Below are 21,726 nucleotides of genomic sequence, written 5' to 3'. Positions count from 1 at the left end.
TCCACCATCAGTGTGGAACACTGTCCATCATGCCGTGTACTGACTGTCCACTTTGCGTGGAATACGCACCACTTACAGGGTCCAGGATCTTCTGCTGCATCCATTTCTCATAAGATTGCAGAAAAGCCCGGCATATTGCGGGCTTCATTTCCACAGGCCTTTTGCTGCGCAGATCTTTTTCATCTACAAAATCCGTATCTTTCACATCACGATAAACAAAATCATCAACACTTATGCTTTTTTTGTTTATAAGCCCCAGGACCAGCCTGTCCCCCAGAAATGCCCTCCATTCCTCCACCAGGTCACAGGCCAGAGAGGGCCTGCCATAGTCGATGACATGCAGAGCACCCAGGTAAGGGTCAAGGCCAACTGTCTTTACCGCTGTCTGTACTTCATTGGTCAGCAGTGTATAAACAAATGAAAGCAGGGCATTGACCGGGTCTTTGGGTGGACGCTTGCTACGTCCCTTGAAGCTGAAATTTTTGTTGGTTAAAAGATGATCAAACACCTGAAAATACAGCCTGGATGCATGTCCCTCGCATCCCCTGATCAGTTCTACGTCCTGCAAGCTGCCAAGCTCTTTTCCCAAAGCCCTTATCGCAGCTGCTTTGGACAAAAGCTCCTGGTTCTTCATCCGTTTACCCCTGACCTGAAGCATGCGGGCCATGTTTTCCAGCTTGCCGTGCACCAGGATTCTGGCAGATTCTGCAACAAACTCAGGATCACTGAGATTACGGTACTGATCAATCCTGCGTTGAACATGCTTATGCTCATCCACATTAAGCCTGCCCTGAAAACGCCAGTTTTTATCAAGAAAAACAGTCTCCACCCTGTTTTGCATCAAAACCTGCAATACAGAACCACTAAGGGCGGCGTAACCTGCGAGCACCATCTGTTTCAGGTTGCGCACAGGTATCTCTTCTAACGTCTGCCTGTTTTTGGTAAGCACCAGGTTGTCGCCGTTTTTTCTCAAGTAAACCCCGTCTTCCAGGATATACACTCTTTCCATGGGGACTTCCTCCTGGCTTATTCGAAGAAAAAAAACAATAAATTGCACAACCGGCCTTCCATTATATGCCTGCAAAAACATTGTCTGCCCCCAGTTCCACCTGAAATGCTAATAACTTTAAGGCACTTGTCATATAATAATCCCACGCAGGTGCAGGACAGAGGGTAGATGTCAGATGGCTATACCAGGGATCTTGTGCATAGCTGGCAACGAATCGCTTTTCTATTCCCCTGCATTTTTTTATATGGAAAGTGGTTTATGATATGCTGGGATTTATAATAGACAGCTCAAAAATGGCTGAAATGCTATGCCTTGCACTCTAGAACGCAGGTCAGGAGCTGGGAAGGCCTCTCCTGCTTTCTTGAGAAAATACTGAGGGGGGGCGGGAAACCGGACTACAAGCTAATAAAAATCAGAAAGGGGATTAGACTTTAAATCCAATCCCCTCCCATATTTATTTGCCCTTCGTTTATTTAAGCTGCTTTTTAATATTCAACCACCTATTTTTTTAGATGGATTTCAGACAATATTTGCCAGCTCTACCACCATCACAAGAATCATCATGTTTTTCATGATGGCACAAATGGTACACTTGTCCATTCTCTATGAGAAATATGGCCAGGCTGAACGGCAAAAGATGTGCGACAGGCTCAAACTCTGTGGCTAAAGACACCATAATGTCATCCAGAACAGTCTGCCTGTTGTATTCAAACCCTGTGCTGTCATCCCGACCTGTGTTTGCCAGACAATATACACCAATAACAGGATGCTTGCTGGACCCCTGGAAAGCACACAGGCCCTGACTGCCTGTTTTTTTGCAGTCATCGCCCTTGACCGGAACAACAAAGGTGTTACTCAGCATGCGGTGTTTCTGGTAGTGTGGAGGTTGCCTGGACTTGAACTCCGCCTCAATGGCTGGCCCAGTATGTGTTGTAACGCCGTCCCACTGGACTTGCTGGATATCTTTGATCTTTGTACTCAGTTCACTATCCCATTGAAAAGAGGCAAAATAATCACCCTGATCAAATAATTCAGGACGGTTATTGCACAACGAGGCCAAAGCACCCGTAAACTCCGGCATATCCAGCATAGCCGATACCCGGCGCTTGATCACCCAGCGCATGACTTTCTCATACTCATGACTGCCGCTTCTTTCAGCCTGGTTCTCTGCTCCATCACAAACCCTGAGTAAGGCGGCAAGCATGGGGAAGCCTTCAACCACTTCGTTGCCCTGTTCGAAGTCACTAAGACCCCTGGAAACCATGAAAGCACCAACCTCCTTCGACCCTTTGACCGGCATTTTACGGCGATGATAAAGGCAGGCATACTTGACTGAATCGACAAGTCTCTGCCTGTGGTATTTCTTGGGAAATCTGCCTGGAAAAATGACCCGCCTGTCTTCAGGGACCAGCTCATCATCCTTTATCAGCTGGTAGGTGAGCAGGTTGTGATTGACCCGTACCATGTCAGGGTCCCCGTAACAGAAACATTTGCCTGTGCTGCTTTCATCTTCAGGATTTTGTACCAGGCCGTCACTCCCTTCGTACTGGAAATAATCACCGGTATGGCCCAGATCGTGCAGCCATATGCATGAAATAAGTACAAAAAGCTGTTCATCGCTTAACTCCAGCCCTGCAGCCAGAATAAACTGCTGGGCCAGTTCCAGCAGACGCTGCACATGACCTCTTCCGTGCTCCACTGTCTCAGGAATATGATCTCCAGTAGACATGTGTCTCCAGTGAGGAATACAATTCTTTGCCAGATATTCGCGCAAATCCCGGTCATTGATATTATCCAGCAACTGATCACCATAGCCGAAACTACTGAGCTGACCCTCCTTGCTTTCATCATAAAGTTGTTTAAGGAAGTTTCCCATGGGATTCAGGACTATATCCTGAGCATCGTTTTTTTGAAGCAGACTGACTGCTCTTGTGCCCTGAAGTGCTTCATACAGTTTCTGCTTTTGAGAAGGCTCAAGAATTGTACATTGAGGATCTTCAAAGGGCTTGAGAAGCCCCCTCTGATCTCTCCACTGCATGACATCAAAGGCCATGGGCAGGGTCGGCAGCCAGATAATCTCCGGGGACTCCTCGAACAGGTAAAATATGCGCACCATTTCCCCCAGGGCCATGCCCAGCATGGTCAGATAGGGAACAAGCCCTTTGTACCCCCCGGTGATGTTCAGGAACACTTCTGCCTCAGGATGCGCATTTACCTGCTCCTGCACAATCTGGAAAAGACTCTCTGTCGCCCTGGGAAAAACATTTGCATCCTCAGGATCAAGCTGGCTTATCTCCCTGCAATTTTCAAAATCCCACCTCTGTTCCTCTTCCAGATTTTTAAACTGATGTCTGGTCACATCCACCAGTCCCTGGGCCACTGCAGGTCCGTTTATTCCCCTGGGCACTTCTTTCTGACTCAAGTCCGGCGAATGAATAAAGACAACTTTCTTGTATTTATCCTTTAGCTCTTCCTCACTATAAGGATTGCTCTGGAGGAAGGCATACAAGCTGGAAGTTTCTGCAGGAAAAGGGTTATTCTTTAGGTCTATGTGGTTCCAGATCAACTTCCTGCTGAGCTTATTTGTTAACTCTTTGCATACCTTTTCTTCCTGCTTTTCGTTTTGTCTGAACTTTTTCAGTTCGTATCCATTGTTGGTCAGCAAAGAGGTCCCAACGGTGGTAAAGATCAAGACATCAACATCTTCCGGCTTCATGCAGCCTCCTGTTTTTCATGAATACGACTTTCAACGAGACTCTTGAGTTCTCCCTGGGCAGGTTTGCCATCAGGATATTCAGGACTTGAAAACTTCGCCCCCAGATAACCCCTGGAAGCATGCCCTCCAAAAGGGAGGATATCCAGTGACAGAAGTATTGCTGCGTGGGACAGAAGCTCCTTTTGCCAGTCTGGAGAGTCTTTGGGGACACTGATTTCCAGCTCTGACCTTCCCTTACACAACGGTGCAAACTCAAACTTGGCCCCGCTTATGGTCTGCTGGGTGAATTCGCATAGCCTGATATGGTCTTCGCGACTGATATCAGCATCATGCCAGACCATTTCGCAGGCCCTGAATCCGCCTTTTTTTTCTGTGCTGCCGAAAAACTGAGCTGCGTTAACCCATTTGCTTTTTGGATCCTTCTGACCTGGTGCTGGATCAGGTATCAGTTCCTGCTCGACTTGTTTTTTTGAAAGTCCATGGCTTTTGAGATGAGTACGCAGAATCATCTCCATAATAGTCCGCAACTGGCCTTTGACACTTGAACCGAAATCAACATATTCTGGCTGTAGTACCCCCTGGTCGTCGATGCGCTGTCGGGTGGCCTGTTCAATGTCCGGGCTTTCCTTAACAGGCACCCCGGACATGGCTGCAACCAGGTGCAGACCATCGATCTCCGCCTGAATCCGGACCCGCCAGCGTTCATCTCCAAGGTTTTGAACCGGAATATTTTTTTCTTTAGAGCTAAAGTCAAGCGTGGAAGGATCTCCGGTCCAGTTGAAGCCATGGCCTTTCAAAACCCATTCCCTGACACCTTCAGGAGTGGAAAGGTCAAACCTGGCAATATGAAATTCATCAGCCTTCCACTGTCCTTTACCGGAATTGGTCTTACCCCCCAGGGGTGGGGACATGTTTAAAAAAGTGTTTACAAGTTCCCTGAATTCGCTTGCCTGCTCTTCATTCTCGGCATCAAAGCGGCAGGAAAAGCAAAACCTTGTTCCTACGGGCAGCACCTCGGATTGAAAAAGGTGGTTTTGCTTGGCTGTAAGAGTGTCACGCTTTATGGTCACTGAAGTCCTCACATCTACAGGATGAAGAATGGAATACTGCTGTTGAGGAATCGGCAGTGCATCGTCAAAGGTAACCCGGGATGGCTTGTTGTCTCCCTTCTTGTGTGAAGAAGGATAGCCAAGCAAGTCTATTTTCTGCTTTTCATCCAGAATTCTGGCAAACAATCCACTCAGAGACCCTCCGGGGATAAAAGGCATGCCGGCTGTGTTGCGCATTACAGGGTTGTCTGAGAGAGGGTCATCTTTTTTTCCAGAGCCTATATGCAGGGGAGCCACCATTTCCAGGGTTGCAAAGAAAAGTATGCGAATCATTTTGCCTCCCATATATGCAGAGCTGTTTTCAAGCTCTGTTTTTTATTTTTATCAGTGATATCTTGAACCTTAAATGACGCATCCATTTCCAGGCAGAAATAAATAACAGCATTGATATACATCCTGACCTGTTCCTGGTCATTGTCCTCACTAAAAAACATTTCATATAATTCTTTACCGAATTTATCGGCATATTCATGATGGTTAAGACGGGAGTCTTCTGAACAAAGATATTTTTTTATAGTTTCTGGTCTTTGGCGCATCATATCGCTTCTGAACTGCCTCCAAAAGCTTTTGGCATTGGCACCCTCCTGTTTAAAATAATTTTGTAGCCCTTTATGGCTCAGTATATATTCGCCTATGTGGTACATCTGCTCATGATACATATTTTTACTCCTGAATTCCATGAATGTTGGCATTGATGAAGAATCTACCGGAACCATTAACAGTATCTTTTCCTGCTCCTGTCAATGAAAGAACAGCAAGCCTTTTCTTATCTTCCGGACCTATTTTGTTTTTTGTATCAATAAACACGCAGGTACCTGGAGAAAAACAAGGCCGCGCTTCCATTCCAGTTGTTTCTTTCTGAGTATCAGGACTGTCGAATCCATGCTCATCTTTAACAACATTAAATCCATGCTGCATGCCTCGTACGCAGAATTTGTTCTTGATTTCGAGTTCTGGCAAATCGAGATCTTTTTGCAGATGACTGTCCTGTAAAGGAAAGATTTCTGATTCTGAGGGTAGATATTCAGAGTGAAAGCTTATGCTTATATTTTGAGCACCTAAATCAAAAGAGTTGAGCACCTCATCCAGGATATGATCTGCTCTTTCTGCAGAAATGCACACAGGTGATCTGCGCCTGCCCATAAAGATAACATGCAGAGGATCAGGATTCATCGGATCACATCTTGAGGCAAGAGGCTCAAAAATCCTTAAGGCCTCTTCTGTACAGATTAGAAGACCGCTGAAACCGGAATCTGCACCCATATAAGGTATCATTTCTTCTGCAAAAAGACCGTCTTCCCCTACCCTCCCGCTTTGGGGATCATGCCTGTTACGCATATCCAGAACGCTCGGGGCCTGCTCTGAAAGTTCAGTACCTGTCTGCAGATCTTTTACAGCGCCCCCGGCAGCAGAGAGTTGAGAGTGTACTTCACAAGGCATTTTATCGGACCTTAGAAAATCTATAGGCTGCCCAGTGTCTGCCAGTGTAAAATCAGTTTCTACGCTTTCGTCGTCCTTACCGGCAAGAAGCTTGTGCATAGGGTCCTGGGCTCCGGTTTTACCCACCCGGAATACTGATGCTGGCAAATCAAACCTGTCTCCAAGTCTGCAAGAAGGGAAAGAAACACCTGAATCTGAAAAATCACTTCCCTGAAAAAGCTTCTTGAATAAAGGTTCTTTATTGGAGGGAATACGACCGTTTCTTATACTCCAGCCTGCCAGAGCTCCCCTGAGCACCCTGCCCGGAATATAGTTCAGCCCGGCAAGGACACTGCCCTGCTGCAGGCCAAACCCGCAATGCACATCGCTTAACGGAAAAAGATTTACCTTCAGAATATTTATATCCGCCATATCCACATCTCCTAAAATAGTTTTTCAAAAATGTCTTTGGGTGTTTTTGCTTCCAGACTTGATCCAGGCGTAAAACTGCGCACACTGTCCCAGACCCAGTCCACTTTGCCGTACCCCCTGCTGCGCCTGTGACCAATCCGGTCCTCGAAGCGCATGCAGGCCAGCATCAGGGCTGCATCCTTTTCCTCTGCAGGTGTATTGGAATAAATCCTGCCCACCAGCTCCATACTTTCACCCGGTTTTTTTGCTCCAGCCTTCTCATAGCCAAACAGGTTGAGGACAACCCCGCTGACAGGATCAATATGTACATGGGCCTGTCTGGACCAGGGTTGCAAGCCGTCTTCCCTGGATTCGGCATCTTTGACCATGGCCCTGGTAAAGCTCCAGCCTCTGGGACTATTGACTGCAGCATAGTTTTTTTCAGCTGCAATATCGGCTGAACCATCAGGGAAGTTCTGTTTGAATAAGCCTTGCAGCTCAGGAATACTGCGTTTGATATTGTGACCGGCCTGGCGCAAAAGTCCCCGGACCTGGGTGGCGGGCAGATAGGGTTGACTTTCTTCGTCCAGCCTCAGTCCATGAGTATTGCCCGTCACAAGGGTAATGCCGGCTCCGGCGTGAAAATCGGACAATAATCTGATCCGGTAATCAATAATCCAGTATGTATTCATAATATATACTCCTTATTTGTCAGGCCTGGTCAGAAACAACAGCTCAAGCACGTCAGGCATCTGGGTCCTGCACGCCTGAACATCCATATCTGGACCGGAAAAGTCCTCCCACATCGGCCATTTGCTCTGATTTTTCAAAACCTCCGCCCACACAGGGGAATAGCTGGTCAGCTTTTCATTATCATCACGCAACAAGACGTAAGTAAGGAAATCCCGAGTCGCCTGACATCCGGAACGCAGGGCATTGTAGAGGGCAAACAACTTTGAGTTGCTTATCACAGAAAGCTTTCTTCCTGTCTCAGTCAGATCTGAAAAATCCTGCAAAAGGTAAGGCCTGCATGTTGCCGCCTGGATTATGGCTTCTCCAGCCTGATGGTCCCTGCTGAAACGAAGTCCTTTTGTTACAAAATGCTTTTTACGTATAGCCAGGGGAGAACCAAAGGCTGTTTCCTGGTGCACATGCCAGTCAACTGCGCACTGATACTCTGCAGAAAGTGCTGATTCTCCAGCGATCTTTTTTCTATAACGCACCATGGCCTTGGCAGAACCCACTAGCTCTTCAGCCATTTCCACCAGGCGATTGATGGGGAAGGTATGTTTGGCTACCACAACACCTGCACATGCCGGGTATCCCTTGCCTGCCAGGCCACGCAACAGGTTGTTCACAAACTCAGGCCATAAGGGCGCAGGCATGGCCAGGGCCATATCATCACCGCCGAGAAGCAAAGGACGCAGTCGAAGAAAACAATCATTGGCCTTGCGTCCACACCATTCGCTTTTAGGGGTAAAATCATCTGTCAGGGCAGCAAACACCTCATCAATATCCAGTTTTAACTGTTGGGAAAAACTATTCAGCCCTTTAAAACCTTCTTTATTGACCACATCTTTTATCTTCTCACCCATATCGTTTAAGTCAACTACAACTACAGCCATCAAATCATGAGATGCCTCCCCGACATTTTCTGCTGTATTCTCCTTGCGGGTCAGATCAGCAAGATCCAGAGGAAAGGGAGGATCAAACTGCTTATTTCCTACATATTCCCAAAGCTTTCCCATGGAGGTAGAAACATCTCCAGTCCTGCCTCCTTTATCGTATCTGGGACGACATACAGAGCATACAGGCTGTTTCTTGTTATTATAGTCATCAAGGGCACCCTTGCCATCTCTGGACCTGACTCCACAATAATGACAACCAGGTGTAACAGGCTGAAAAAACGTCTGATCATAATCAGAAAAGTCACGATTACCGCTTTTAAAAAGAGATATCCTTTTTTGCAGTTCATTCCAGATGGCATTGTCACTGCCAGGACCTGTCTCTCCAGGCTTGCCCTCAGCGTTGGCCCAGGCTATTTCCATGCCGGCAGGAGCAATGTTTATGGCTTCTTTTCTGAAACTGTCTGCATCTGTCTTATTGTCAAAAACCGCTAAAATATTTCCACCACCTGAAACCAGCACATTGCCTGGCCATCTTTTGCTGCACTCCTGCTGCCATTTGTCCAGAAACTGGCTGGCCCCGATAATGATACGCAATGTATTGGTGTCAAATATGTATTTTTGTATGCCTATGGCATCCAACAAGACATAATGTTGCATTAGCGCTTGCCTCCTTTGCTTGATTTTTTCTTACCCTGAGGTCCTTTACCCGGCATTTGTCCGCCTCTATTCTGTGGTGTCCAGTTGATGGGTAAATACTGGGGCTCATCACTGGCTGGATCCGGCAAGACAGGAGGAGGAACTTTTCCTTTATCCTGTTTGACAAACCATTCAAAAGTTTTTGGAGCATCACTACTGTCTTTCCAATTTGGTGTACTGTTGTCCTTATATTTGACAGGATACATAATTCGAGCTGTCTTTGCTTTATAATACGCACCTTCAAAAGACATTATTCGTTTCAAGGCCTGAATATTTCTTTTCTGTTCAAACTTCTCCTGCCAGGAAGCCAAATCATCCCTGATTACTTCCAGATCATCATTTTGTACAACTGGTTTAAGATACTGTGAATCAAAGCCCAGCACATGCATTGAGTTGACAGTCATGCAGGCGCTGCCGATAAAAGGCCTGGCATGTCCAATTTTGTGCATCCACTGTTTACCGTCCTCGTTTTTATCAAAGCCCTCAATAGCAGTCATGAGCAGATAAATTTCGTCCCTGGAAAGATTCATGAACCTGATGCTGAACCTGAAAGAAACATGGGTGTTTTCATCAGCCATAATGACTTCTGACCTTGCCCATTGTTTTTTGTTCTCATTTGGAAATGGATTTTCAAAAGCATGCAGGCCGCACTTTTGATCATGGTTATCCCAGAGCTGCCAGCGCCATTTTGAATCATGCCAGTAAAACTTGCGGCCTCTGATTGTGGCTTTATTGTCATCATACCCCTTGCCATTAAGATAAAAACAAGCCGCCTTGGGTGGCTGAGAGGATAGTATCCTTAAATTTTTCTCTTCAACAGGTGGTTCATCTGTAATGCATCTTGCCATATCCACCCATAATCTACTCTTAAGGCCCTCTGAGCTGTCTGAGTCACTGGCGAATCCTCCGGTAAAAGGCAGCAGACATGTCTTATTGCTGAGTTCTTTATTGGTTCTTTCAACTGTCTCCTCGATGCTTCCCTGATGACTTAAATACCTGTAGTGCCTGCCAATGGAGGTTACTGTGTCGCCGTTTGCCTCAAAATAAACAAACATGCCGGGCTTGAGTTCAGACATCTGCCTGACCCTGTTGTAAACCTTGGAACTGCATTCTCCTCTGTCCTGTAACAGCTTGGCCATTTCGGATACATTTTTCTGGAATTTCTCGACAACATCCTTATCCAGCCTGTACCTTCTGTTGCTGATTTGTTTTATATCAACTATGTGAGCATCGATTTTATGAGCTTTGGTTTTGTTGTTGATATCCTTGATTTCGTTCAAACCATCCTGACCTGACCATGAGGGAAAATAGACCCAGTTCCCAGTTACTGAAATTCCTGAACTGTCGCTCAGATATTTTTTGTACTTTCCAGTTTTGTTTTTGGGGTGACCATAGTGAAGTTCACCATATGTTCCACTTTTTGGTGAATCGACATTAAATTCTATAATATCGGCCCCGTTTGATAAAGTTAATTTGGTTTTAGGCTTGCCTTGTTCAAAAAAAAGTTTTCCACTCCTATCCTGAGCAGCCATCAGTATTTCATCATTTATCTTGACTACATAAAGCTGCCCGTTTTCCTGAATAATGTAGCCTTTCTGATGATCGCCCGGTTCTCTTGCAAGAATAGCCCGGTCATTATAGGCAGTAACTGGCGAAGAATTAATGGCTTTCATCAGATTAAAAAGATGCCCCCTGAGCCTGGAGCCTGGGATAGCCAGTTTATCGTTATGCCGGTAAAGTTTAATGCTCCCTGGAGCTTTTTCAGTACCGGCCTGTTGATCTCCGGGTATCACTGCAGGGGTAATGAAGCTCAACTCAACCTCAAGCCTGCCGGTAAAACAATCTTTTTCAAAATAAAGATGATGGGCATTGTCGGGTCCATTCTCTGGCACCTCGATAACCGGTCCGGACTTGTCCAGGGGAACAAAAGTGTAAGGGTTGATGAAAAACTCACGATCTTTACTCATACTCTCTTCTCCTTCGCAAAAAATTAAACTTCCTATATCTATTGCACTGAATGCCGGACTTGATTCAGCCCCAGGGCCCAGTCCAGCTTGGTAATCTCTGAGGGACGAAGATCCAGGCTGTCTTCTAAATATCTGGCCAGCGTACCTGTATTCTCTGATGTATCGCTGATCCCCTGAATCTCAAGCTCTCTCAGGCATTCATCAAAACTGTCTTCGGCATTTGCTGCAGCTTTGACAAAATCAGACCTGATTTCAGTCCTGGACATATTTCTTTTATTCTGCAGCAGAAATATGTTTCTGTCTGTGTAAATTTTTATTATCGGCTTTAACTTGGAGTGATCCTCCATTAAGAAAGAAAGCACAGTGGAGACGGGATAGGAAAAAGAATTGCTTTCAAGAATCTTCTCTGCTCTAACTGGAGATATGGACCAGCTTTCTTTTGCCCTTTTGTACTTCTTCTTTTTCTGAATATAACCTCTTTTCATATCAATGAAAAAATAATCTTTTTTCTTGAATTTTATTTGCCTGAGGCGGATAGATATATTCTTTGAGTGCAGATCATATTCTTTTGTATCCAGGTATGTATCGTATATCTGCAGACTGTTTCGGCCTACATAGTTGTACAGATCAAAATCCTGCAGGCGCTCAGAGTCAAAAGGTTCTTCTGTCAAATATTTGTACTCCAGACGACCTTCTTTATCCGGAGCCTGATAAGTGTAATCAATCTCTATTTTTTGGAGTTCTTCTTTGTATCTTTTCAGGCGTTTTTTCTGAGACAGGTCCAGGTCGCTTTCACTCAGGAGCATCCAGTAGCTTTTGTGGTGGGTATAATCGGGAGGTTCCGGGACCCGGGTTATGGTTCCATTCAAAGTGTGAAACTGCAGCCACATAGATATCCCGGGCACAACCCCCTTGCTGGTCAAGGGCTTGACCAGATGGTACTCAAAAATGTCTTCAGGGGCGTATTTCTCGGCCTGCCTGGCCCAGAGCGGACTTAAATGCCCTGAATATGGGAACGGTTTCTGGAAATAATAAAGGTTGGGGCGGCATACAGAAGGAATTTCTACTCCTTTGGGAATATTTTTTAGGTCATCAAATTCAATTTTAAAGGCAGTGAGTATAAAATGAATAACATCGATGCTGTTGCTGCATATATAGGATTTCCCTACCAGGTTGAACGGCAGATCTTTTTGGATACGTACAAAAAAAGAGTTTTTTGAGGCCTTGATTCTCCAGTCCCGGGGAAGGTATTGATTTATTTCCGCCAGATAAGAACTTAGTTCTCGAATCTGCATACCATGTCCTCGTTCGCTCAGTCTTTGGACAATATGATCCATGCTTTGAGCAGCAAAAATAAGCATCCAGCCTCCTTAATTTAAACTTGAGATATAAGCTTCTTGAGATACTCACCTGCCTGCTGGTCAGTTATTTCCCAGGCCGCCCACTTTTCATTCCAGCTGCGAATCCTGGCGGTCAGTTGTTTGTTCAGTTCTGCCGCAGAAATGCCGGGATTTGACTTCACCAGAAAACCAGTCTCCCTGAGAATGGAATAAGTGGAAGGCCCTTCCTGCTTGGCCTGACTGAGATAATTTTTCAATAAAATGATCCTGCCTCCGGGAAGGGCTATGTGCAGATGATTGAAGAGTTCCGAAGCCTTGGTGCTGATGTCGCTGTCTGAACCCCAGTTTTTATATATCTGCTTTTGAGATACAGCCGGTATATATTTATGTTCCTCAGGGCTTCCCAGATGATCCAGCCATTCCCTGAAGTGTTCGATAAAAAACCTGGCAGTTTTATCCAGAAACTCATGTTTTTCTAAAAACTTTGAATACATCTCCTGGTAGCTACTTAAACCATAATGAACCAGTCGGGCAGTGAAGAGATAATACATATAGCCGCTGGGAGAGTTTGCTGATTCAATTATGCGTATGTCCGGCTCAACTCCTGCCGTGACATATTCATGGTCCAGGGATAGATCAAAAAGAGCCGCCTCGTCCTCCTCTTGCGTATCCAGCTCATCATCCAGGTCATCTCCTGTGACCGGACTTTGCTCCAGGACTTCCAGCCCCTGGTTGTCATCAAGGTGATCTTCTGTTTCCAGTTCCTCCTCTTCCAGCATATCTGAGTATGTCCAGGAGGGTTGCTCCAGCGGCCTTTCATCAAGAGTTCCTGGAGGAGAGCGTCTATGAGTTCTTTCAGGCATCCTGCTTCTCCTTTAGTTTTCGAATCCTGTTGTACAGAATAAATTTTTCCTTTAAGTTCATCTGAGTCCGGTGCTCGTGCTCTCTTGTGAGAGCACGGCCAAGAACCTTGCGTACATGCCCATAACTAAGCGCTGCCAGAATATTATCCTGTTCTGGGCCAAGATCCTCTATCCCCAGACCGGCTTTATGCAGACACTGCAGCACAATGGACCAGAACACTTTTTTATTGTCCCCGTCCTTGATATTTAGTTCCGCGGCAATATCCCGGCACATCTGCACAGTCTCTTCCGGGCTTGTCGGAGGTGCCTTGATCATTTTCAGTACAGAGGAAATCTGGTCCAGGTTTTCGGTCTGACCGGTATGAAAAACTTTCATGGCAGCCTGAGTTCCCTCTTCGCCCAAAAGGTGCGCGCTTAACAGCCCAGCCGGAAACCCCTGCATCTCATAGAAAGGCTCTGGAAAAACACCCTGTTCAGTCCCTGATACTTGGGCACCCTGATACCCGGCCTCTACCAGTTTGCGGGTAAAATATCCTCCATGAGCCGTACGTAGTTTTTTATACATCATGGCTTCTCTGGTAGCGCAGGCAGAGAGAAAAAAGTCTGCGGGATGCAGCCCGGAGGTATAGCTTCTATGAATCACCCCAGCCTTATTCTTGGCCGGATCAAAAGGCAGGCGGATCCCTCCTCTGGAGTGTAGCAGCTGAGTTGTCTGCTCCAGCTTTGAGGCAGCTTTGCTTTTAGTCAGAATGGCTATGGCTGAATGGTTGTCTTTTGCATGAAGGCTGGTCTCCACAAGTTTTCGAGCCTTTTTGTTGGCTTCGCTGACAGGATCATCGCCATACTCTGCCTTGTAAGCGTCAACCTCCAGGATTTCACAGTCCTGGTCCATCCTGGCTGGTTTTGCATGCTGCTGCACAAGATCAAAAAAGCTGAAAGAAAGACCGGACTCTGTAGCTTCTTTAAAGCACAGCCATAAAACATCGGCCATGAAACTTTCTCTTTTTTCTTTGGAAAGTCCCTTAAGATTTTTTTCCATATCTGGTTGTTCAAAAAAACTGCACTTGTCAGTTGATTCTAAACCGTATTTTGTAAGAAGTTCATCAAGCTTTTCCGGAGCTTGCTGGACAAGATAAATTCCCAGCCTGATGTCCAGATTCATGGACAGATTGGGCTGTCCTGTTTTGGGGGCTAATGGCATGGCCCCGGGACGCATCAGACTTTCGGCCTGGTTCAGGGCATTTTCGGCATGCAGGGCAAAAGCGCTCATCTGGTCGCCATCAAAGTCAGCCCCGAATCCAGCGCAAAGTCCGGGATTTAGCTTTATAACCTTGCTGCTGCCACCGTGCTGGGCTGAAAAAGCCTGGATGTTGCTGGGCAGCAGGCTCGGAGGGCGGTTGAGAAGAATCCAGTTTTCCTGGTCCGAATGCTCAAAAAACTCGTCATACATAGCTCCGGGTATACGTACCCGGCCAAGAGGCAGGGTTGGATCAGGAACGATGACAGCCCGGCCTGACAAAGGAAAGCGCCTGCCCAGGATGTGGCCCCGCAAAAGTCCAGGCTTGCCCTGTAGAAGGTCAACCAGGTACTGGTAGTAAATCTTCAGGCAGCAAATGATCTTCTGCCTGGCTTCAAACACCTGATTGGACAGAAGCTGCTCATTAATAACCGACAACCCGGCATTACTACTCTCTTTCTGCTGAATTTTCTGAGTTTGAGCGGCACAGATCTTTTTGATTCTGGACTTGATTTTCGAGGCACCAGATCCAAGCTGCCTGACCTGCAGAAGAGATGTCTTTGTATCCAGGCGGCATTCGAGCCATTTGGATACAAAACTGAAAATATCGGCATCCTGCTCTTTTATATCTTTAAGGATCTGGGCCAGCTTTTCTTTCTTGCGTGTCTCAAGCCCGTCATAATATGAGCACAATTCAAGCAGTACGTCATGGATATTATCCAGGGTACCAGTAATAAAACGCTCATCATCTGATTTGAGCAACGGCCTGTACCTGCACGGCAGTACAGGTATTCTTGATATTTTCAGCTCAGCGGAGGTATAAGCATCCAACAGGGGATGGTTCACAGAAAAAGGCAGCCTGATAACGCCCCATCCTGATGCAGAAAGCCCGGACCTGGCTTCCTTTTTTAGAAACTTCAGAGATTCCTGCCCGAATATACTTTGGTCATAAGAAGTCTTGTCTAAGGCTGCATCTTTTCTGTTTACAGCCCTGGAAAGAGGTTTGGAAACCTGTGGATGTTCATATGACTGATCATGGGGGCGTAATACATATGATTTATCATCACAGACCAGCTCCAGGCCAAGGGCATAGAGAATATCTTCTAAGGCCTGGTTGGAGCTGACCTGTCCATCAGGCTCACTTTTTTGCAGCAGTTCGTCAATGACATCCCAGGCCTGACGCTCGATAATGCACCAGTTCTCCATTTCTCCCAGCCTCAGGCCCCCTCCCCGACTCCGGCCTTTTACCGGCTGGTTGGTGATCATGCATCTTGGAGGCTTTTTACCGCAGACATGAAACTTGTCTCTGGCCATATGATCAAGCTTCATCAGGTATTGCACCCCGATCATGGATGCGTGGCCGGTCTGCACATGATTTCCGGCTTCATCCCTCCAGAACAGGCGGGCTTTACCTGTTTCATCCACGATTTTCGTGGATAACAGGTCCTGCCTTAATGACTCAATGTCAACAGAACTAAATGGCATGCCGCTGTTCTGGTAAAATTCCATTCTTTCTGGAATACAACGCATAGCCAGTCCGGTGTGACATTCCAGAAGCTGGCCTGTGTTCATCCTGCCGATTACTCCCAGCGGATTGAGAATAACTTCAACATGGGTATGGGCCTGCTCTTCTCCATGGAAATGACTGCTGGAACGTAGGTCGGTTATACCATGCATGCTGTCCAGAAAATAAGGCATCTCCCTGTCTGGCAGAATTCTGCTGATCACCCCCTTATTGCCATGCCTGCCCATTATTTTGTCTCCGGGCTCAAGAGGCCTGCTCTCTTCTATTTCCATATGCACTGCCATTCTGGTAATATGACGGGGCAAGGGCAGGTCACTTGTTTCCAGGCAAACCACTTCGAACCTGACCAGTTTTCCCTGGACATGGTCAGGAACACGCACAAGCAAGGGTTCGGCCAGCGTATTTACAACTATTTGCCTTTTTTTACTCCTGGAGTCATGATTCCAGCGCACAGGATAAAAGGCGGCCAGAACATCACCGGACTTCACCTCCTGGCCCTGGGGGGCCAGGCCATCCCGGTCCAGTTTGCGCCATTTGCTGTCCGGATTAGCCGGTCTATAATTTCCAGGACAAAAGTACGGCCCGAATTTGTGTTTTTTCACGCTTAGAAACTTTTCCGCTGCGCTCCTGCTTATCACTATGCCGTCTTCATAATTGAACCCGTACCAGGGGAGGTAAGCCACCAGAAGATTACGGCCGATGTCCATATCCAGATCATGCTCCCCTCTGCCGAAAACTTCTTCTTCATGCCCGGTGCGTATAAGGGGTGCTTCACCCTGAGTCAGAGACAGGGCCTGCTTCATGTTTTTTGCACCCATCATGGCCCTGGTTGGATCGGTATGCTGAATATATGGGACCATGCAGGCTGAGTAGCCCAGAAAGTTGTCCGGATCAGGAGTTTTTAAAATTCCTTCTTCACTTCTTTGATCATTTTCATTGAAGGCTGCGTCTTGAGACCACAGTTCCGGACGGGCCTTTCGTGCCAGATGCATGACCAGGCCAATACTTTCGGACTCAGGAGTTTCCACCGGACAGATCATTCCTGTATGTTCCGGCAAAAGGTTTCGCACATTATCCTCTGGCTTGGAGCCGATCATGGTCTTTCTGTGGCAGCGAAGAGATTTGGCGCTTACCTGTCGGCCCTGGGCTGTTTCTGCCAGCTTGTTGGTTGTGTCTGCAAGGGGGAAATGATCCACTCTCCGGTAGAATGTGGAATAAAACGCCTCATCCAGACTGCCTGCCAGTAAAACTGAAGCAGCATAAGAATTTGTAACTGCACGACTTTTCCACTTTTCAAGGTTCTTTTTGAGGAAATATCTCAAACGATGTGTAAGGGAAGAAAGCCTGCACCACCTGGGATGCAAGCCGTATTTTTGGATATTTTCCTTTAAATTCTTCCTCTCTTCCTCCCAGTCTGCCGGAAGAATATCTTTTTCTTGCCTGAAAACCACCTGCCATATCGGCCTGCGCTCCTGTATTGCTCCAGACTTGCCTGAAAAAAGAAGTGTGCCATTCTCGGTAAAACAGGGAAAACTCGTGGCCGGCACATGTATCTTGGTGCCTTCTCTTTCCAGCTTCAAAATAAGCCAGAACCTGTTCTGACCGGGCCGGGTATCGTCTGATTCGAAGAAATAACTTATATAGCGCAGACTGCATCCTGGGCCGCACTTGCCGGCTGCATCATAAAGCATCTCGTGCATACCCTTTAGATGCAAATCTGTCTTCTGCAGGGCATCATGCATCTGGATAAAACTTTCAAATTCCTGACGATTAGGATCCTGTTTCATATCTGGTCCTTTAATTCTATTATATAGCCCTTCCAGCGGTTCTCAATGCTTATTGCCGAAAAATCGTAACCATTCAGGGGGTACTCATACAGGATAAACCTGATAACTGCCGAAACCTGCCGTGGTATTCTGACCTATTCCCAGGGGAGCGGCCAACTCCATGACCTCAGCGAACATACCCGCATCCCCCCTGAAAAGCAGATTGCCCGTCCATCCGCTGATCTGCTGCCTGTTTTTTTCCTGCTGAGAACTGCGCTGATCCGTCATCTTCCCGGTCTGCCTGTATCTCATAAGCCTGGGCTGCTTGTCAGAATTGTAATCCAGCCTGATGGGCTCTACCCTATTCTCACCCCATATCTCGGCCAGACGGGCTATCCTGTTGATTGCCGTCTGGGCCAGCTGGGCAGGATTGAGTTTCCAGGGAGGAAGTTTTTTGCCCAGATTCTGCACAGCGAAAAGAGACGGGCTGGTAAAATTGATATGCACCATCTCGGCTCTGCGACCTGCTCCAGTTTCTATCACAGCAGATTCAGGCGGATAAATTCTGTCTGGCTGATCCATGGTCCAGATCAATCGATTGGAGTCGCTTTTGTTGACTATTGAAGTGATCTGAAAGGGAATGCGGTTGTTTACACCAATTCCGGACTCACTCAGCTGCATCCATGCAGCTGCACATGGTTCCCAGGCTTGAATTGCTTTACCGTAAAGATTGAAATGAAATCTGAATACCTGGCCTGCATCCACCCTGTTGCTGATAAATGGTGCACTGACCCGGTAAGCCCTTGGAATCTGCTGACCACTGCCCAGGGAACTTAAAAGATTGCCCGGCCTGGAGCAGAATATTGTGCCATAAGCGCACTGGCACTCATCGGGGCAACTGTGAACTTCTCTCCATTGCTCCTGGTCACAGCACACTTCCTTGAATTTATGTCCCCATCCCCCCCTCAGAACCTGTGGAAGATAAACCTTTTCTCCTTTTTTGTCCCCCAGGTTTCCAGAAATCCTGAAGACAGCAGTAAATTCCAGCTCAAGCACGTGCAGCCCGCTTGTCATTATTCTTAGCTGTTCCAGGTGGTTGTTTTCAAGCATACGCTCTTTCCCTGCTCATGGATTGATAAAGTTCTTCAAATACACTTGTGCATAGCTCAGGATTTACCAGACGCCTTACGTATAAGCCGTTTTTGCGGGCAAGGTTTACAGCTGTACTTTCCTGTCCCGCCGTCTCCGGTACAATCATCCCCATTTCTAGACCTTTTTCTTTCGAAATACCTTCAAAAAAGGCACTTAGCTCCTTGGATTTGTTGAGCCAGATACCATCAGAAAAAATAATGCATACTGTTTCTTCTCTTTCAGATGTTTCAGAGCGGACTAGTTCCAGGATCTCCTCTCCCGGAAAGTTTGACTCTTCAGGGTCGGGCATACTTAAAATATGCTTCTGGAGTAATTGATATGACCCCTTGTCAAGCCAGCCGGAGCTATGAAAGTTCCTGGCAAAATTTACTGCCGCTGCGTTAGTGAAAGGTATTTCTGCAAAGGCTCTGATACAGGTTTCAAGTATGCTGTAGTAAAGCCTGCTCTGACTCATTTCCAGCATGCTTCCTGATTTGTCCAGAATCAAAACCAGCCTCGGGTCCTGCTCTTTTTTTTCAGGTATATCTATATGCATGTCAGGAGTTGAGGGGAAAAAATAAGGTTCCCAGGGCACCAGTACAGGTCTTAACCAGTTCAGTTCTGCCCCGGGCACCCAGGGCTCGTCAGTAAGAGGCTGAAAGTGAGACTTTTTTAATGCCCGGCCTTTTTTATAGGTGCGCATTGCAGTTGATTCAAGCTTTTGAATATTATTCATCCATTCCAGGGTTTCCGTCTGCAACTCCTTTTTTATCTTTTCTGACTTAGCGTGCGAGCTGGAGCCCCTGGTTTCAATTTTACAGCTCTTGAGCACTTTTTTATTTTTGTCTTCGATGCTCTGAATAAACTTCTGTATCGAGTCGGCGAACCGGCTTACAGCTTCGGGCCAGTCCCGGCTGTTTTCTGAAAAATTTATGCTGTCCATGTCAGATTTCAGCAGGCATTTTGAAGAATCAAAAATCCAGTTGTAAATCTCTTTGCGTACTTTATATTCCCAGGTACCCTGCAGGTACTCTATGTCCAGGGTGTCGACAAAAAGCTTCTCCCAGTCGGCGAAATAATCGCTGCGCTTTGCAAATGCATTCAGAATCACAACCTCAGCAAACATTCTGACCACGTATCGTCTTTTGTACTTAAAAAAAGAATGCTTCAGCCTCTGTTGGACTTTGCGTAAAAGGACTCTCTCGTAGCTTCCGTTATAAGGGCAGATCTGCAAAAAACCACCACATATTATTCTGGCTTTTTTCAGGCAGATATCAAGCTCTTCCTGCCTGGCCCTGTCAGGGTGATAATACATTGTCAGAGGGAGGTTCCAGTTCCACACGGACCTGACTCTTGAAAAAAGACTGCTGTCAGATGTCCATCTGACAATCAGTTCCTGGCCCAGGCTTTTAAAATCCAAGTGCTACTCCCTGATTCTTAGTGTCTCTGCCCTGTAGGTTGGAAAAAGTCTCAAGACCCAGTAGTCTGTTTGGCGGCTCACGTAATCCCTGATCTCCCGCATTACTTTCTCATTGAGGGCCTGACCTTCATCTGCTTTCATGGCGTGCTCCAGTATATTCTTCTCTTTAATCTTTTCCCAGCGCTTCCTGATCAACTCTATAGCTGAAAGCAGGGCTATCCATTCTGAACCTGCATGAGCATTCAACCATCTTTGGGAGAGCTGGAGCTTTTTATACAAAACCAGAGGGGCAATGGCCCAGACATCTTCTTCCTGAACAACAAACTCTGAAGTTTTATTCAGTCGACTCTCTTGAATCATAGCTCCGACACATACTGCCTGAGAAAGGCGCAGAAGCTGTCTTAAAGCTCTCTGAGATAGCGCTCTTACAGAACCGCAGATGTTATGCTCGCTGTTTAATTCAGTGGCAGCGGCATAACGGCAATCCGAACAGAAAGCCTCGTTCAGCTGGATAAGCTCTTTAACTGGAGGCCAGACATTGTATTGAGCGACTTTATAACAGTAGCTCATTCCTGAAAGATAAAGAAGAAGAAATGATACTTCCCGGTTTTTTTTAACCAGTCCTTCTATTTTTCCGGAAAGTTCAGGCATGGACATACTAGGTTCTTCAAGGTTAACATCATTATCTTTATCTGATTTGGATTTGGCCATCTTCTTCAGCATCTCCAGGCAGTCACTGGAGCTTTGATAAAAACCGTCCATTGGAATTTCCAGGCCCACTCGATCCCGCAGGGCCTTGTCCATAGCTGTGGTTTCGTACTCTTCCCCTTCATTGATTGTAATAGTCCGAAACTGATAGTTCTGGACGCCGTTATCCACACCTACATCAACATATTTTCCTTCAATATCCATCTTTTTATCTAAAAAAGGGATCAAAAAATTCTGCACAAATCCTGGCGCTCGGTTGGCTTCATTGAGAATAACCCCAGGAACTTGTAGAATGGGAGTTTTCTCCATGGCACCCTTGAGACTTTCTCCGCTTTCAATAAATAATTTATAACTTATGTCCAAAAACTCCTGGGGACGCATGGAAGGGGTTATGGTTTTATTCACATACCCTTCCATGTATCTTGATTCATTGTTATCATCTATTTCTGTTTTATTTTCTCTATGCTCATCGCCAAAAAGAGCCTGCATAGCCAGTGAAGAAAGGTGCGTTTTTCCTGCACCTGTCTTACCTGTCATAAGACAGTCTGTTCCGCTCAATGCGCACAAAAATAAAATATCTTTTATATCATAATTGATATCTTGGTCATTTTTATTATAATTTACTACAGATCTAGAATTAACATATTCTTGTGAATTAATTTGAACCTTATTACGATACAGCCTGCAATCTTTTATCATATTATATATTTCACTCATATCGTATATCCTTTTATAATAAAATTAAAATAAACATGTTATCCAATACCCATTGGCTAAACAA

Annotated in this window: 14 protein-coding genes; all 14 read right to left on the bottom strand. The window is 46.2% G+C overall.

The genetic code is table 11. From position 1 onward, the window contains the following. Positions 1–7: 7 nt before the first annotated feature. The 14 genes from cas1 to DTHIO_RS09415 all read right to left on the bottom strand — a co-directional run bounded on the left by cas1 (position 8) and on the right by DTHIO_RS09415 (position 21,662). On the bottom strand, positions 8–1,009 hold the full coding sequence (cas1, locus tag DTHIO_RS09480; RefSeq protein ID WP_008870084.1) for a CRISPR-associated endonuclease Cas1: 1,002 nt from the start codon (positions 1,007–1,009) through the stop codon (positions 8–10). Between the two features lie 508 nt (positions 1,010–1,517). Beyond that, entirely contained in the window at positions 1,518–3,725 is a 2,208-nt protein-coding gene (locus tag DTHIO_RS09475; protein WP_008870083.1) for an HD domain-containing protein, read from the bottom strand. Continuing rightward, complete coding sequence (locus tag DTHIO_RS09470; protein WP_008870082.1) at positions 3,722–5,107, bottom strand: RAMP superfamily CRISPR-associated protein; 1,386 nt, start codon at positions 5,105–5,107, stop codon at positions 3,722–3,724. The genes DTHIO_RS09475 and DTHIO_RS09470 overlap by 4 nt, the downstream gene beginning before the upstream one ends. Next, complete coding sequence (locus DTHIO_RS09465) at positions 5,104–5,493, bottom strand: hypothetical protein (protein WP_008870081.1); 390 nt, start codon at positions 5,491–5,493, stop codon at positions 5,104–5,106. Before DTHIO_RS09465 ends, DTHIO_RS09470 begins: the two co-directional genes overlap by 4 nt. A gap of 4 nt (positions 5,494–5,497) precedes the next feature. After that, complete coding sequence (locus DTHIO_RS09460; protein WP_144311501.1) at positions 5,498–6,373, bottom strand: hypothetical protein; 876 nt, start codon at positions 6,371–6,373, stop codon at positions 5,498–5,500. Between the two features lie 323 nt (positions 6,374–6,696). Continuing rightward, entirely contained in the window at positions 6,697–7,356 is a 660-nt protein-coding gene (locus tag DTHIO_RS09455; RefSeq protein WP_008870079.1) for an RAMP superfamily CRISPR-associated protein, read from the bottom strand. A 12-nt stretch (positions 7,357–7,368) separates the two neighbouring features. Next, entirely contained in the window at positions 7,369–8,949 is a 1,581-nt protein-coding gene (locus DTHIO_RS09450; protein ID WP_008870078.1) for a hypothetical protein, read from the bottom strand. After that, positions 8,949–10,955, bottom strand: coding sequence for a TIGR03986 family type III CRISPR-associated RAMP protein (locus tag DTHIO_RS09445; protein WP_008870077.1), 2,007 nt, complete (start codon positions 10,953–10,955; stop codon positions 8,949–8,951). Before DTHIO_RS09445 ends, DTHIO_RS09450 begins: the two co-directional genes overlap by 1 nt. A 38-nt stretch (positions 10,956–10,993) precedes the next feature. After that, positions 10,994–12,316, bottom strand: coding sequence for a hypothetical protein (locus DTHIO_RS09440; RefSeq protein WP_008870076.1), 1,323 nt, complete (start codon positions 12,314–12,316; stop codon positions 10,994–10,996). Positions 12,317–12,330: 14 nt separating this feature from the next. Then, positions 12,331–13,158 (bottom strand): hypothetical protein, encoded by an 828-nt coding sequence (locus DTHIO_RS09435; protein ID WP_008870075.1) that lies wholly within the window; start codon positions 13,156–13,158, stop codon positions 12,331–12,333. Beyond that, positions 13,151–17,707 (bottom strand): RNA polymerase Rpb2 domain 6, encoded by a 4,557-nt coding sequence (locus tag DTHIO_RS09430; RefSeq protein WP_008870074.1) that lies wholly within the window; start codon positions 17,705–17,707, stop codon positions 13,151–13,153. Before DTHIO_RS09430 ends, DTHIO_RS09435 begins: the two co-directional genes overlap by 8 nt. An 84-nt stretch (positions 17,708–17,791) precedes the next feature. Then, positions 17,792–18,796: a CRISPR system precrRNA processing endoribonuclease RAMP protein Cas6 gene (gene cas6, locus DTHIO_RS09425; RefSeq protein ID WP_008870073.1), complete on the bottom strand. Its 1,005-nt coding sequence runs from the start codon at positions 18,794–18,796 to the stop codon at positions 17,792–17,794. Beyond that, on the bottom strand, positions 18,789–20,237 hold the full coding sequence (locus DTHIO_RS09420; RefSeq protein WP_008870072.1) for a hypothetical protein: 1,449 nt from the start codon (positions 20,235–20,237) through the stop codon (positions 18,789–18,791). The genes cas6 and DTHIO_RS09420 overlap by 8 nt, the downstream gene beginning before the upstream one ends. Before the next feature lie 3 nt (positions 20,238–20,240). Continuing rightward, a complete protein-coding gene (locus tag DTHIO_RS09415; RefSeq protein WP_008870071.1) occupies positions 20,241–21,662 on the bottom strand; it encodes a hypothetical protein in 1,422 nt (473 codons plus the stop codon). Between the last annotated feature and the right edge of the window lie 64 nt (positions 21,663–21,726).

This window comes from Desulfonatronospira thiodismutans ASO3-1 (genome assembly GCF_000174435.1).
Classification (GTDB): Bacteria; Desulfobacterota; Desulfovibrionia; order Desulfovibrionales; family Desulfonatronovibrionaceae; genus Desulfonatronospira; species Desulfonatronospira thiodismutans.
The sequence above is the reverse complement of the archived record's forward strand: the minus strand, read 5'-3'. Positions and strand labels throughout refer to the sequence as shown.